This window comes from Vibrio sp. St2 (genome assembly GCF_947311885.1).
Lineage (GTDB): Bacteria > Pseudomonadota > Gammaproteobacteria > Enterobacterales > Vibrionaceae > Vibrio > Vibrio coralliilyticus.
On record NZ_CAMZNA010000006.1, the window covers coordinates 13,104 to 27,157 of the forward strand.

Here is a 14,054-nt window from a genome sequence, read left to right on the forward strand (position 1 = left end):
CGGAGTTGATGAGGAGTTACAAGTTGAATATCGAGCAACTGAGCAAGCAAAGCCTGAACTTTGGGCGATATCTGCTCACCCGAATGGGGCATGATAGAGTGAACGTTAATGCGGGCTATCTGGCTTACATTACCTTGCTGTCGATCGTACCTATGTTAACCGTGCTGTTATCTGTACTGTCTTCGTTTTCTGTATTCGCTAACGCTGGGGACGTGATTCAAGATTTTGTCATTACCCATTTTGTCCCTGCAGCAGGGGATGCAGTGAAACAAGCGCTACTCGAATTTGTCGCCAATACTGGCAAGATGACCGCCGTGGGTGGTTTGTTCTTATTTGTCGCCGCTTTGATGCTGATCTCCAACATTGATAAGAACCTCAATTACATCTGGCGAGTGGAGCATAAACGGCGTGCCGTGTTCTCATTCTCCATGTACTGGATGGTACTGACTCTAGGGCCGATCTTGGTCGGGGCGAGTATCGCCGCAACTTCCTATGTAACGTCATTAAAAATTATCGATAGTGAAGCAATTTCAGGGGCTTACGACTTTCTGTTGCGCTGGCTGCCCTTTTTGTTGTCCTTTTTTGCGTTTATGGGCTTGTACATCTTAGTGCCGAATAAGAAGGTCTATGTCTCTCATGCGGTAGTCGGGGCTATTGTTGCGGCATTGTTGTTTGAGGCAAGTAAAAAAGGTTTTGCGGTGTACATTACTCAATTTCCTTCCTACCAGTTAATTTATGGCGCGCTGGCCGCGATTCCAATTCTGTTTGTCTGGGTTTACCTGTGTTGGTTGATTGTTTTGATTGGCGCTGAGGTTACGGCGGCATTAGGTGAGCGAGAGCAGTGGAGTGATGACCAAGAAATGGTACACTCGACGGAAACGATTAAACAGCAGCAAGAAGGAAGAAGCAGTGATAGCGCTGATCCAAAGAGTAAGTGAAGCCGCGGTACGCGTTGATGGTGAAGTGGTTGGTGAAATCGACCAAGGTCTACTTGTTCTACTTGGTGTAGAAAAGGACGATGATGAAGCTAAAGCGAAGCGATTGATGGAACGTGTGACCACTTACCGAGTATTTGGTGACGATGAAGGCAAGATGAACCTCAACGTGAAACAGGTCGAAGGTAAAGTGCTGGTGGTCTCCCAATTTACCTTGCCTGCCGATACCAATAAAGGTACCCGTGCTGGCTTCTCCCGTGGAGCGCATCCAGCGGATGCTGAGCGTTTATACGATTACTTCGCTGACCAGTGCTCGCAAGTGCTACCGACAGAGCGAGGGCGCTTCGCTGCTGATATGAAAGTATCACTGGTTAATGATGGCCCAGTAACCTTCTGGTTACAGGTATAATTATAAATATAGGCTAGAGGGGAAGCGCCAAGTGCGTTTCCATGGAAAAGGAATTTTATGTTTAAGCTGATCACGCCAAAAACGGATAACCAACTCAATAAGTATTACCACTTTCGCTGGCAAATGCTGCGCGAACCTTGGCGTATGCCGTTAGGCTCTGAGCGTGATGAATACGATCCGATGAGTCACCACCGCATGATTGTCGATGGTCGTGGTCGACCTATGGCTATCGGCCGACTTTACATCACTCCGGACAGCGAAGCGCAAATTCGTTATATGGCAGTGAAAGGCAATCGTCGTAGCAAAGGTATGGGCTCGCTGGTGCTGGTGGCACTGGAATCGCTTGCCCGTCAGGAAGGGGCCAAACGTCTGGTGTGTAATGCGCGTGAGGATGCCATTTCTTTCTACGAAAAGAACGGCTTTGAGCGCCGCGGTGAATTAACCGATGAGCGTGGCCCTGTGCGTCACCAGCAGATGGTCAAAAAGCTCGACCCGATGGCTAACGTACTACGTAAGCCTGAGTGGTGTACCGAGCTGCAAGAGCGCTGGGAGCATCAAATCCCTATCAGCGATAAGATGGGCATCAAGATCAATCAGTACACGGGCTATCAGTTCGAGTGTTGTTCTCAGCTCAACCCTAACCTCAACCCGCACAACACTATGTTTGCAGGGTCAGCCTTTACCCTTGCGACACTGACAGGATGGGGGATGACGTGGTTGTTGATGAAAGAGCGTGGTTTGAGTGGTGATATCGTTCTGGCTGACAGTCAGATTCGCTACCGTCATCCGGTGACGCAGAATCCAGTAGCTTCAACCTCTTTAGATGGGATCAGTGGAGACTTAGACCGCCTGGCTTCCGGTCGAAAAGCCCGTATTGTCATCCATGTCACTATTCACAGTGGCGATACGGAAGCCGTTGAGTTTGTCGGCACTTATATGCTGCTACCGAATTATAAGTCGATGCTGGATTTGCCTGCCTCTTCATCTTCTGAAGAATGATTTGCTTCGTTGGCGGGTACGATTGGTTCGATCGGCTCGCCACACACATCTTGAATCACATTGGTCAGATTGAATATATCGGACCACAATCTCTGGCAGTTGTGCTCACTGGTAAAAATTAATGTGCCAAACTCAGGTTTGGTCAGATCTAACGTCCCTGCCAGCTGCGCTTTCTCCCCTTTCGATGCAATCTCAATCCGGCCACGATCGGCTTGGAGTGTGATTTTATCTAAGGGCCAGAGCTGCAGATAGCTTTGATCGCCATCGACACTTTTTGCTTCCAGCGCACCGTCATGCAGAGAGCCATTGAGCGTACCGCTCAGGCTATGCGCCAGCATTGAATAATCACCAGATAAACCACTCATTTCCAGTTCGACTTCAGCTAGCCCGGCGAGCTTAAACGGCAATTGGGCCTGCAATAGCGGTTGATTGACCTGAAAACCATCGGCATGCAGTGACAGTTGCCATGGGGCACTGACAGATTGACGCTGCCATTGTCCACTTGCTTCGATATAGCCTTGATTTAGCGGGATAAAAGCGCGCTCTAAGGTAATGTTGCCCTGCTTGGCCGACGCTTTTAGTACGGCTTGGGTGGTCAGCAACTGTTCGATACTGGCATTGTTGGCACTGATTTCCAGGCTGCCATCGTAAAGCCCGATTTGATCTTCATGAATCAAAGTCAGCTCCTGTCCTTCGATATTGAGGCCAGACAACTGCCAGTAGGGAGGACGTTCGACTTGAATAAGTTGGGCATTTTTGATGTCGAGCTCAGCAATCTTAAGCGAGTGCAGAGGCTGTGACATTTGCGCCAGAGTACTGATGAGCTGATCGGTTTGATCCAGCCATTTTACGCCAGTGATCTTTAGGCGGTTAAGCGCGATGTCTTCTGGTGTCAGTATTCCGCTTAGCTGAACACGGCCTTGCTTGAAATCAGTATCAAACTCATCCACTGAGATGTGATTTGGAGTGAAGCCCAGCTTGGCTGTTGGTGCGATAAGCCTTAGCTGGTCGAAATCCACACTCTCAGCATCAAACGAGATATAGCCTTGTTCTTGTTGCCACAGAGGGCGATCGAGCGTGAGATTTTCCAAAGACGCATCGAGATGATTGAATTGCCACCCAGCGTAATGGAGGTTGCTGCTGAGGAGGTCGAGACTATTAATATGATAAACCGGTAGGTCGAGCGATTTGAGCCTAGAGAGTAACTTCTCTGCCGAGCTATTTTGCGGCAAATCGAGTTTGTTGACGGTGACGTTGATCAACGACCATCCTTGGCTAAATTGCTCCGCTTGACCAGAAATTTCCGCGCCATACCAGTTGAATGAAACGCCATAGATGGTGCTGTCTTGAGCCTGATATTGTGCATCGATCAGCAAGTTGTCTAATGCTTCCCCTTTTATATACAGCTGCTTGGCTGACAGTTGAATGTCACCATAGGGTAGGTTTTGCTGTTTGTTGAGCCATTGAGGTTTTTTTACCTGAAGATTGACGTCTCTGGCTGACCAACCCGGCGCAGTAATGTCGACATGCTGCAGCGCCAGTTGCTGCAAGTGAATGGCATGCAGCAAAGGTGAATTCAGTTCGTTGATGTCTAGATTGGCGCCTTCAATTAAGACAGAGTCAAACGAGGCTTGGTTGTTTTGCCACAGTGTTGGACTTAACCAGACGGTCAGCTTGGGGATGAGTATAGCTTTTGGCTCTGCGTCAATTTCAACATCTTCTAATGTCAGTTGGAAGGGAGGGGAATATGACGCTTGCTGAGCCGTGATAGTATAAGGGGTCAGATTTTGTAGCATCACGTTGACCACTTGGCTCGCATAGCTGGTGTTGAGCAGAACGAACAGGGCCAGTAGCGGTAAGCTGATCAGGCTGACAATTGCAATGGCGGTCAGCAGCAGTGCTTTCTTCAAAATCTCGACCTTCCCTCGGAGTAGATGTAGCTAGCTTGGAACATTTTTGCTTTTCAGGCAACAAAAAGCCCCTCGAAAGAGGGGCTTAGCTAAGCAATTGGTGACGATATCACTAATCTAGCTGAGGGCCTGCCGCAACCAGTGATTTACCTTCATCGTTATCCGTGTACTTGTCGAAGTTGTTGATGAAACGCTGAGCCAGATCTTTGGCTTTGCTTTCCCACTGTAGTGGGTCAGTGTAAGTATCACGTGGATCTAGGATTGCTGGGTCAACGTCATGCAGCGCGGTCGGCACTTCCAAGTTAAAGATTGGAATGTGCTTAGTGTCCGCTTTTTCAATCGAACCATCTAAGATCGCATCAATGATGCCGCGAGTATCTTGAATGGAGATACGTTTGCCACTGCCGTTCCAACCTGTATTGACTAGGTACGCTTCAGCACCCGCAGCTTCCATACGTTTCACCAGTACTTCTGCATACTTGGTTGGGTGTAGCGTTAGAAACGCCGCGCCGAAACAAGCAGAGAAGGTTGGTGTTGGCTCTGTAATGCCACGCTCAGTACCTGCAAGCTTCGCGGTAAAGCCAGACAGGAAGTGGTACTTGGTTTGCTCAGGAGTCAGCTTAGACACAGGAGGCAGTACGCCGAATGCATCCGCAGACAAGAAGATCACCTTGTTGGCATGACCTGCTTTTGATACTGGCTTAACTATGTTCTCGATGTGTTCAATTGGGTAAGAAACACGAGTGTTTTCTGTTTTTGAACCATCATCGAAGTCAATCGAGCCATCGCTGAGTACCGTTACGTTTTCAAGCAGCGCATCACGACGAATTGCATTGTAGATATCAGGTTCTGCTTCTTTTGAAAGCTTGATGGTTTTCGCGTAACAGCCGCCTTCAAAGTTGAAGATGCCATCGTCGTCCCAACCGTGCTCATCATCGCCGATTAATTCACGTTTAGGGTCGGTGGATAGTGTGGTTTTACCTGTGCCAGATAGGCCGAAGAAGACAGCAACATCGCCGTTTTCTTTACACTTGTTAGCACTACAGTGCATAGAAGCAATGTCTTTTAGAGGAAGGAAGTAGTTCATCATAGCGAACATACCCTTCTTCATTTCACCGCCGTACCAAGTACCGCCGATCAACTGCATGCGTTCAGTCAGGTTGAAGACAGTAAAGTTTTCAGAGTTTAGGCCGTGCTCTTTCCATTTCTGGTTCGTGCACTTAGCACCATTCATTACGACGAAGTCTGGTTCGAACGTTGCTAGTTCTTCTTCGCTAGGACGAATGAACATGTTCTTCACGAAGTGCGCCTGCCATGCGACCTCAGTAATAACGCGGATGCTTAGACGCGTATCTGGGTTGGCACCGCAGTAACCATCAATCACGAATACACGTTTGCCTGATAGCTGGTCAGTGACCTGATCTTTAAGGTCATTCCAGATTTCTTGAGTGATGGGCTTGTTGTCATTTTTAACCGCGTCAGAAGTCCACCACATGTGTTCTTCTGTAGTTGCGTCTTTAACGATGTACTTATCTTTTGGTGAGCGTCCAGTAAAGATACCAGTATCCACGGCAACCGCACCCAGCTCAGTGACTACACCCTTTTCGTAGCCTTCTAGATCAGCGCGTGTTTCTTCTTCGAACAGCATTTCGTAACTTGGGTTGCGGACAACCTCTTTTACATTGTGAAGCCCGTGTTTGGTAAGATCAATTGTTGCAGCCTTTGCATGTTCCATAACGGTCATAGGTGCTCCTTGTAGGAATATTTTGTAGGGATTTTGTAATAATGTTTTGATTGTTATCTGCTCACCATGCTAGCAACGGGTCTGAGTGAAAACAGGGATATAGCTCAAAAATTATCCATGATTTCTATGGGGTTTTAAGCGACTCATCACATATTGGCTGGGATAGTGTATCCCGCGCGCAAAGGATTGCGCTAGATCAAAAAGGATTATTAATTGATTAAAATTAAGCGGTTGCTTTATTACGTGAAAGGCTAATGTTTACGGGGTTTTGATCACAAAAAGGCCAGCGATGTGCTGGCCTTTTGACTGGTAAATTACGTGCTTCTTAAATTATGAAAATTAATGCAGCGTTTTGTTGCCTGAATCGGTCTGATCGAACAGCTCTGAGACTTGAGCTTCGTCGAACGTATAGTTCGTGCCGCAGTAATCACAATGTAAAGAAATTGAGCCGACTTCCGCCAAAATGTCATTTACTTCCGCACGATCGATGGTCACGATGGCGGCGCCACTGCGCTCGCGCGAACAACCACAATGGAACTCGACTGGTTGTGGGTCAAATAAGCGAACTTTCTCTTGATTGTATAGACGATAAAGTAGGTCGTTGGCTTCGAGCGTGAAGAGCTCTTCGTTTTTGACCGTATCTGTCAGTTGCTCTAGGTGCTCGAAATCTTCAGGTGTACCTGTACCATCTGGCATCACCTGAATCAGCATACCCGCAGCACGCTGCTGGCCTTCGTGTTCTCCGAGGCGCAACCAGATACGCGTCTTAAGCTGCTCTGAGTTTGCGAAGTAGCTTTCAAGAATGTCCGATAAGTTGTCGCCATCAAGGCCAACAATACCTTGGTAACGTTCGCCTTTTTTAGGATCGATAGTGATCACTAAGTGACCTTTACCCAACATGTCATGAATGCTGGCATCATCGGCGATATCCCCTTCCCAGCGCGCGACGCCACGCACTTTCTGGTCGTGATCGCCATTAATGACAGCCAGAGAGACCGGGCCGTCACCTTGCAATTGCATCGTGATAGAGCCTTCGAACTTTAAAGTCGCGGTCAGCAGGGTTGTCGATACCAGTAGCTCACCCAACAGCTTCTGTAGTGGTGCAGGGTATTCCTTGCTAGAAATGATGCGTTGGTAGGCTTCATCCAATTGTACCAACTCGCCACGTACAGACAGGTCTTCAAAAAGGTAGCGGTTTAAAACATTGTTTGCCATGTAAGCATTTCCTCGTACGTATGGTACTACTGATACCAGCCAGATGGTGGCTGATATTATTGATGTTTAAATTTGATGATGTCGCGACGCTGCTTTTTATCAGGGCGGCGATCTGGACTTGGGCTATGCGCATGAAGTTTGCGACGGGCGGCATTTTCTTCACGCTTAGCAAGACTGTCCCCAGTTTCGGTATAGAGGGTTTGTGCTTCGGGAGCGCCACGTCGTTGATCCGAAATCTTTTCGATAACCACGGTTTTCTCCTCATGCCCCTGGCGAAGAGTAATGATTGCGCCGAGCTCAACCGCCTTACTCGGCTTGCTGCGTTGGCCATTATAGTGAACTTTACCGCCGTCGACCATATTTCGAGCAATGGAACGAGTTTTGTAAAAACGTGCTGCCCATAGCCATTTATCGAGTCGAACTGCTTCAGTTTGGGAACCCATTGTGGATACTAGCCTCTAACTGGTGGTGAATCTTGTGCCAAATTATTGGTGTAACAATGGTGATGAAGCGCGCATTTTTCAAGGTACATGGTAAAATTCCACCGCTTTACATGTTAATCAGGCCGTTAACTATTTAGCCTGTTTCATATTTTGGTAGAATGATTGGTTCAAATAAAAACTCTAATTATAGAGTACTTTGCTTGGTAAATAGTACTTGGCATGGCTTCGTAAGCTGGTGATCAAAAGGATTGTGAGTGAACATACGTGGTGTAATTCAACTGGATAGTTTCCTGAAAAATCAGGACCGCTTGAGCTCAATGGCAACGGTAGTGTTGCTGGGCATGAGTGCATGGGTATCTGGTGCATTGATCTGGAAGCCGATGGAGTCGCAATCGGTAACCCCTTGGCAGCCAACGTCAGTGGCAGGTAGTGCCAGCAAGGATTCGGGTTTAAATATCGCTGAGCTGCAAAACAGTAACTTGTTTGGTCGCTATCAAGCGCAGGCGCCGGTTGAGAAAAAGCCTGTAGTAACGGAAGCGCCGAAAAGTCGCTTGAACGTCATCTTGGTCGGTGTTGTAACTAGCACTGAAGCGAATAAAAACCTTGCGGTGGTGGCCAGTCGAGGTCAGCAGGCGACTTATGGTATCGGAGAAACCTTGGAAGGTACCAGGGCGACTGTAGTTCAAGTCTTGTATGATCGTATTATCGTCGATAACTCCGGCCGTAATGAAACTGTCATGCTAGAAGGGCTTAAATACACCAAGAATCTACAGCAGCAGCCTAAAACCAAATCGATTAAGGCAGACGTGTCCGCCGATAAGCTGGATGAAATACGCTCTGTCATTCGCAAAGACGCGAAACAAATTTTCCAATACGTTCGTATGTCTCAGATAAAAAGAGATGGCGAAGTTATTGGTTATCGCTTAACCCCTGGAAAAGAGAAAGAACTATTCGAATCAGTTGGCTTACAGTCAGGGGATATAGCAACACAAATCAATGGCCAGGATCTGAGTAACCCCGCGACGATGGGGGAGATCTTCAAAAATATGTCTCAACTTACCGAGCTGAATTTAACGGTAGAACGAGATGGCCAACCTTATGAAATTTATATTGAATTATAAGAATGATGCAGATGCGTGAATCATTCCGAGGAGTAGAGAGTGAACCATTGGCTTAAAAAAAGCGCTTGGCTTTTAGCAGGAAGCTTGTTGACGTCACCTGCCGCTGTATTCGCTAATGAATACAGTGCGAGCTTTAAAGGCACAGACATTCAGGAGTTCATCAACATTGTTGGTCGGAATCTGGAAAAAACTATCATTGTTGACCCATCCGTACGTGGCAAGATTGACGTACGCAGCTACGACATGCTGTCGGAAGAACAATATTACAGCTTCTTTTTAAACGTTCTGGAAGTTTATGGCTACGCTGTGGTGGAAATGGACAACGGTGTCATCAAGGTCATCAAATCTAAAGATGCGAAAACCTCCGCGATTCCCGTAGTTGGCGATGGCTCAATCCAAGGCGACGAAGTGGTAACACGTGTTGTTGCAGTTCGTAATGTCTCGGTGCGTGAGCTTTCACCTCTGCTTCGTCAGCTAAATGACAATGCGGGTGCAGGTAACGTTGTGCACTACGATCCAGCTAATATCATTCTTATTACAGGTCGTGCAGCGGTGGTTAATCGATTGGCAGACATCATTAAACGTGTCGACCAAGCGGGTGACAAAGAAATCGAAGTAGTTGAGTTGGATAATGCTTCCGCTGCTGAGATGGTTCGTATTGTTGAAGCTCTGAACAAGACGACTGATGCGAAAAGCACACCTGCTTTCTTACAGCCAAAACTGGTTGCCGATGATCGCACGAACTCTATTCTCATTTCCGGCGATCCTCAGGTACGTCAGCGCCTGCGTAAGCTGATTAAGCAGCTTGATATTGAGATGGCTACCAAAGGCAATAACCGCGTGGTGTATCTAAAGTACGCTAAAGCGGAAGACTTGGTTGATGTGCTGAAAGGTGTCTCTGACAATCTTCAGGCAGAAAAATCATCGGGCTCTAAACAGTCGTCCAGCGCCAAACGTGGCGAGGTGATGATCTCAGCTCACCCAGGTACCAATGCATTGGTTCTGACTGCGCCGCCAGATATTATGAATGCGCTTCAGGATGTGATTTCTCAACTGGATATTCGCCGTGCACAGGTGCTGATTGAAGCCCTGATTGTCGAAATGACAGAAGGTGACGGTATTAACTTGGGTGTCCAGTGGGGCTCGCTCGAAACTGGTGCAGTGATCCAGTATGGTAATGCCGGAACCAAGATCGGTAACGTAATGGTGGGCCTTGAAGAGGCTGAAGATCAAAAGAGTACAGAGTATTACACCAATAGTGCAGGTGAACGAGTACCTTATGATGTTACGGAACCAGGAGACTACTCCACATTGGCTTCAGCGCTCTCTGGCGTTAATGGTGCGGCACTTAGTGTAGTAATGGGAGACTGGACGGCACTGATCAGCGCCGTATCGAGCGATACCAATTCTAACATTCTGTCTTCTCCAAGCATTACTGTCATGGATAACGGTGAAGCGTCTTTCATTGTCGGTGAAGAAGTGCCAGTGATCACAGGGTCTGCGGCAGGCTCAAACAACGACAACCCATTCCAGACCGTTGATCGTAAAGAAGTTGGTATCAAGCTGAAAGTCGTTCCGCAAATCAACGAAGGTAACTCGGTACAGCTTACCATTGAGCAAGAGGTGTCTAACGTTCTGCCTGCGACCAGTAACGCAGCGGTGGATGTCAGCTTTGCTAAACGCCAGCTCAATACGTCAGTTATGGTAGAAGATGGCCAGATGATTGTACTGGGTGGTTTGATTGACGAGCGCGCACAAGAAAGTGAATCTAAAGTTCCGCTTCTGGGCGATATTCCTTACTTAGGCCGTCTATTTAAATCGACCAGCTCTCAGCTACAAAAATCCAATCTAATGGTATTCATTAAGCCAACCATCATTCGCGATGGTGTGACCGCAGATGGTATTACTCAGCGTAAATACAACTTTATTCGTGCTGAGCAGCTTTACAAGGCGGACCAAGGTCTGAGATTGATGGAAGACGTGCAAACGCCTGTGCTGCCTAAGTTTGGTGAAGATATTAGTCACCCTGCTGAGATTCAGGCTTTCCTAGACCAAATGGAAACTAAGTGATGGAGGAGTTAGTCACATTCCGTCGTTTGCCATTTAGCTTTGCCAATCGCTTCCAACTGGTACTTGAGCCTTCAGAGCAAGGTCTCACGCTGTATTATGTTGCGCCGTTGGCATTTGAAGCCTTGATCGAAGTAAAACGTGTGGTAGGCGAACATTTTGAGCTGCGCGAAGTGTCCAAAGATGAGTTCGATTCCAAATTGACGGAAGCGTATCAGCGCGACTCGTCGGAAGCTCGTCAGCTAATGGAAGACTTAGGCGCAGATAGTGATGACTTCTTCTCGTTGGCTGAGGATTTGCCGCAAGATGAAGACCTGCTTGAGTCAGATGACGATGCGCCTATCATCAAGTTGATCAACGCTATGCTCGGTGAAGCGATTAAGGAGGGGGCATCGGATATCCACATCGAGACCTTCGAAAAAGCACTTTCAATCCGTTTCCGCATTGATGGCGTATTGCGTGATGTGTTGTCGCCGAGTCGTAAGCTAGCACCGTTATTGGTCTCTCGCGTTAAGGTTATGGCTAAGCTGGATATCGCTGAGAAGCGTGTGCCTCAAGATGGCCGTATTTCTCTGCGTATTGGTGGTCGAGCGGTTGATGTGCGTGTTTCCACCATGCCTTCGTCGCACGGAGAGCGCGTGGTGATGCGTCTTCTGGATAAGAATGCCACTCGACTTGATCTGCATAGCTTAGGCATGACACCAGCCAACCATGAAAATTTCCGCAGCATGATTGAGCGCCCGCACGGCATCATCTTGGTGACCGGCCCTACGGGTTCGGGTAAATCGACCACCTTGTATGCTGGCCTGCAGGAGCTCAACAGCAACGAACGCAATATTCTTACCGTTGAAGACCCGATTGAATTTGATATCGATGGTATCGGCCAGACGCAGGTTAACCCTAAAGTCGACATGACCTTCGCTCGTGGCTTGCGTGCAATTTTGCGTCAGGATCCTGATGTTGTGATGGTCGGTGAGATTCGTGACTTGGAAACCGCGCAGATCGCTGTTCAGGCTTCTTTAACCGGTCACTTAGTAATGTCGACCCTGCACACCAATACGGCAGTGGGTGCAATTACCCGACTGCGGGATATGGGCATTGAGCCGTTCCTGATCTCCTCTTCACTATTAGGGGTGCTGGCACAGCGCTTAGTTCGTACGCTTTGCCCTGACTGTAAAGTGCCCTACGAAGCAGACAAAGAAACCAAAAAGCTGTTTGATCTGAAGAAGAAAGAAGAGCTAATTCTTTATCGAGCTAATGGTTGTGAAAACTGTAATCACAAAGGTTATCGTGGTCGTACTGGTATTCACGAGTTGCTGGTGGTTAACGAGCAGGTACAAGAGAAAATTCACAGCGAAGCGGGTGAACAAGCGATTGAAAAAGCCATTCGTGAGCACACGCCAAGTATTCGAGATGATGGCCTGAGCAAAGTTCGTCAAGGTATCACTTCTCTTGAAGAAGTCATGCGGGTGACTAAGGAAGGCTAATGGCAGCGTTTGAATATAAAGCCCTCAATAAAAAAGGCAAAACCCAGAAAGGGGTGATTGAAGGCGATAACGCACGTCAGGTCCGAGCCAGGCTCAAAGAGCAGGGGTTGATGCCTGTTGAGGTGAGTGAAACACGTCAGAAAGCCAAGAAGCAGACCGAGCAAGCTGGGTTGACCTTTAAACGTGGTATCAGCACGCCTGATTTGGCTTTGATTACTCGCCAGCTAGCGACACTGGTTCAGTCGGGAATGCCGCTAGAAGAGTGTCTGAAGGCGGTTTCAGAGCAGTCTGAAAAACCGCGCATCCGTACTATGCTGCTCGCCGTGCGTTCAAAAGTCACCGAAGGCTACACGCTGGCTGACAGTTTGGCGGACTTTCCGCACATCTTTGATGATTTGTTCCGCTCTATGGTGTCGGCGGGTGAAAAGTCTGGTCATCTAGATGCGGTTTTGGAGCGTTTGGCGGACTATGCAGAAAATCGTCAAAAAATGCGCTCGAAGCTGCAGCAGGCGATGATCTACCCTGTGGTGCTGGTGGTGTTTGCTGTCGGTATTGTAGCGTTTTTGCTCGCGGCAGTGGTGCCCAAGATTGTTGGCCAGTTTGTTCAGATGGGACAAGAACTGCCTCAATCAACTCAGTTCCTTCTTGCTTCCAGTGATTTTATTCAAAACTGGGGCATTCAAATTTTAGTCGCTCTGACCGTGCTGTTGTATCTGTTTAAGTTTGCTCTCAGTAAACCTAATCTGCGCCTGAGTTGGGATCGCAAAATTGTTCATATGCCGATGATTGGCAAAATTTCTCGTGGCCTGAATACCTCTCGTTTTGCGCGTACCTTGTCCATCTGTACTTCCAGTGCAATTCCAATATTGGAAGGTATGAAAGTGGCGGTGGACGTGATGTCGAATCATTACGTTAAGCAGCAGGTCCTCAGTGCGACTGATAACGTTCGTGAAGGGGCAAGCCTGCGTAAGTCACTTGAACAGACCAAGCTTTTCCCGCCAATGATGCTGCACATGATCGCCAGTGGTGAACAGAGTGGTGAGTTGGAAAGTATGTTGACTCGCGCGGCCGATAACCAGGATGCCAACTTTGAATCCACAGTCAATATCGCCTTAGGTATCTTCACTCCGGCATTAATTGCACTGATGGCTGGATTAGTACTGTTTATCGTAATGGCGACCCTGATGCCAATTTTAGAAATGAACAACTTAATGAGTGGATAGTCATACTGAGAGCAGTTTAACCTCTCGCTATGAATTTTTATTTGGAGAATATAATGAAAAGAAAAATGAACAAGCAGTCTGGCTTTACGCTTTTAGAGGTGATGGTTGTTGTCGTCATCTTAGGTATTTTAGCGAGCTTTGTTGTTCCTAACTTGTTGGGTAATAAAGAAAAGGCTGACCAACAGAAAGCGATTACAGATATTGTTGCGCTAGAAAATGCACTGGATATGTACAAGCTGGACAACAGCGTTTATCCAACCACAGACCAAGGTTTGGAAGCGCTAGTTAACAAGCCATCAAGCCCTGAACCGCGTAACTACCGCGATGGTGGTTACATCAAGCGTCTGCCAACCGACCCTTGGGGTAACGACTACCAATACCTGAGCCCGGGTGACAACGGTAACATCGATATTTTCACTCTAGGTGCCGATGGCCAAGAAGGCGGTGAAGGGGTCAATGCCGATATCGGTAACTGGAACATTCAGGACTTTCAATAAGGCA

The 14,054-nt window shown here is 47.8% G+C and carries 12 protein-coding genes; 8 read left to right on the forward strand and 4 right to left on the reverse strand.

All coding sequences use genetic code 11. The features are described 5' to 3' along the window. Positions 1-23: 23 nt before the first annotated feature. The 3 genes from QMA41_RS16925 to QMA41_RS16935 are packed head-to-tail and all read left to right on the forward strand — an operon-like array spanning position 24 to position 2,343. Complete coding sequence (locus tag QMA41_RS16925; RefSeq protein WP_281630226.1) at positions 24-938, forward strand: virulence factor BrkB family protein; 915 nt, start codon at positions 24-26, stop codon at positions 936-938. Then, entirely contained in the window at positions 910-1,344 is a 435-nt protein-coding gene (gene dtd / locus QMA41_RS16930) for a D-aminoacyl-tRNA deacylase (protein WP_006957227.1), read from the forward strand. Before QMA41_RS16925 ends, dtd begins: the two co-directional genes overlap by 29 nt. 57 nt (positions 1,345-1,401) lie before the next feature. Next, on the forward strand, positions 1,402-2,343 hold the full coding sequence (locus tag QMA41_RS16935) for a bifunctional GNAT family N-acetyltransferase/hotdog fold thioesterase (protein ID WP_006957226.1): 942 nt from the start codon (positions 1,402-1,404) through the stop codon (positions 2,341-2,343). Here QMA41_RS16935 and QMA41_RS16940 read toward each other — a convergent pair. From QMA41_RS16940 to hslR, 4 genes are all read right to left on the reverse strand, one after another. Then, entirely contained in the window at positions 2,295-4,253 is a 1,959-nt protein-coding gene (locus tag QMA41_RS16940) for an AsmA family protein (protein WP_281630227.1), read from the reverse strand. The two genes, QMA41_RS16935 and QMA41_RS16940, sit on opposite strands and share 49 nt — an antisense overlap. Before the next feature lie 112 nt (positions 4,254-4,365). Then, on the reverse strand, positions 4,366-5,997 hold the full coding sequence (gene pckA / locus QMA41_RS16945) for a phosphoenolpyruvate carboxykinase (ATP) (protein ID WP_043009557.1): 1,632 nt from the start codon (positions 5,995-5,997) through the stop codon (positions 4,366-4,368). Positions 5,998-6,336: 339 nt separating this feature from the next. Next, complete coding sequence (hslO, locus tag QMA41_RS16950; RefSeq protein ID WP_006957223.1) at positions 6,337-7,212, reverse strand: Hsp33 family molecular chaperone HslO; 876 nt, start codon at positions 7,210-7,212, stop codon at positions 6,337-6,339. A gap of 56 nt (positions 7,213-7,268) precedes the next feature. Continuing rightward, positions 7,269-7,655: a ribosome-associated heat shock protein Hsp15 gene (gene hslR / locus QMA41_RS16955; RefSeq protein WP_006957222.1), complete on the reverse strand. Its 387-nt coding sequence runs from the start codon at positions 7,653-7,655 to the stop codon at positions 7,269-7,271. 254 nt (positions 7,656-7,909) lie between these two features. Here hslR and gspC point away from each other — a divergent pair, with 254 nt between their 5' ends. The 5 genes from gspC to gspG are packed head-to-tail and all read left to right on the forward strand — an operon-like array spanning position 7,910 to position 14,050. Beyond that, positions 7,910-8,776 carry a type II secretion system protein GspC gene (gspC, locus tag QMA41_RS16960; RefSeq protein WP_019276607.1) on the forward strand — a complete coding sequence of 289 codons (867 nt, stop codon included), beginning with the start codon at positions 7,910-7,912 and terminating at the stop codon, positions 8,774-8,776. A gap of 39 nt (positions 8,777-8,815) precedes the next feature. Further along, positions 8,816-10,846 carry a type II secretion system secretin GspD gene (gene gspD / locus QMA41_RS16965; RefSeq protein ID WP_006957220.1) on the forward strand — a complete coding sequence of 677 codons (2,031 nt, stop codon included), beginning with the start codon at positions 8,816-8,818 and terminating at the stop codon, positions 10,844-10,846. Continuing rightward, positions 10,846-12,330 carry a type II secretion system ATPase GspE gene (gene gspE, locus QMA41_RS16970; RefSeq protein ID WP_281630228.1) on the forward strand — a complete coding sequence of 495 codons (1,485 nt, stop codon included), beginning with the start codon at positions 10,846-10,848 and terminating at the stop codon, positions 12,328-12,330. Before gspD ends, gspE begins: the two co-directional genes overlap by 1 nt. After that, entirely contained in the window at positions 12,330-13,553 is a 1,224-nt protein-coding gene (gene gspF / locus QMA41_RS16975; RefSeq protein WP_281630229.1) for a type II secretion system inner membrane protein GspF, read from the forward strand. Before gspE ends, gspF begins: the two co-directional genes overlap by 1 nt. Positions 13,554-13,606: 53 nt before the next feature. Continuing rightward, positions 13,607-14,050: a type II secretion system major pseudopilin GspG gene (gspG, locus tag QMA41_RS16980; protein ID WP_006957217.1), complete on the forward strand. Its 444-nt coding sequence runs from the start codon at positions 13,607-13,609 to the stop codon at positions 14,048-14,050. Positions 14,051-14,054 lie beyond the last annotated feature (4 nt).

Coding starts and splice junctions, on each gene's coding strand:
- QMA41_RS16935 (WP_006957226.1), top strand. CDS start 1,402: ATGTTTAAGCTGATCACGCCAAAAACGGATAACCAACTCAATAAGTAT.
- pckA (WP_043009557.1), bottom strand. CDS start 5,997: ATGACCGTTATGGAACATGCAAAGGCTGCAACAATTGATCTTACCAAA.
- hslO (WP_006957223.1), bottom strand. CDS start 7,212: ATGGCAAACAATGTTTTAAACCGCTACCTTTTTGAAGACCTGTCTGTA.
- hslR (WP_006957222.1), bottom strand. CDS start 7,655: ATGGGTTCCCAAACTGAAGCAGTTCGACTCGATAAATGGCTATGGGCA.
- gspE (WP_281630228.1), top strand. CDS start 10,846: ATGGAGGAGTTAGTCACATTCCGTCGTTTGCCATTTAGCTTTGCCAAT.
- gspF (WP_281630229.1), top strand. CDS start 12,330: ATGGCAGCGTTTGAATATAAAGCCCTCAATAAAAAAGGCAAAACCCAG.
- gspG (WP_006957217.1), top strand. CDS start 13,607: ATGAAAAGAAAAATGAACAAGCAGTCTGGCTTTACGCTTTTAGAGGTG.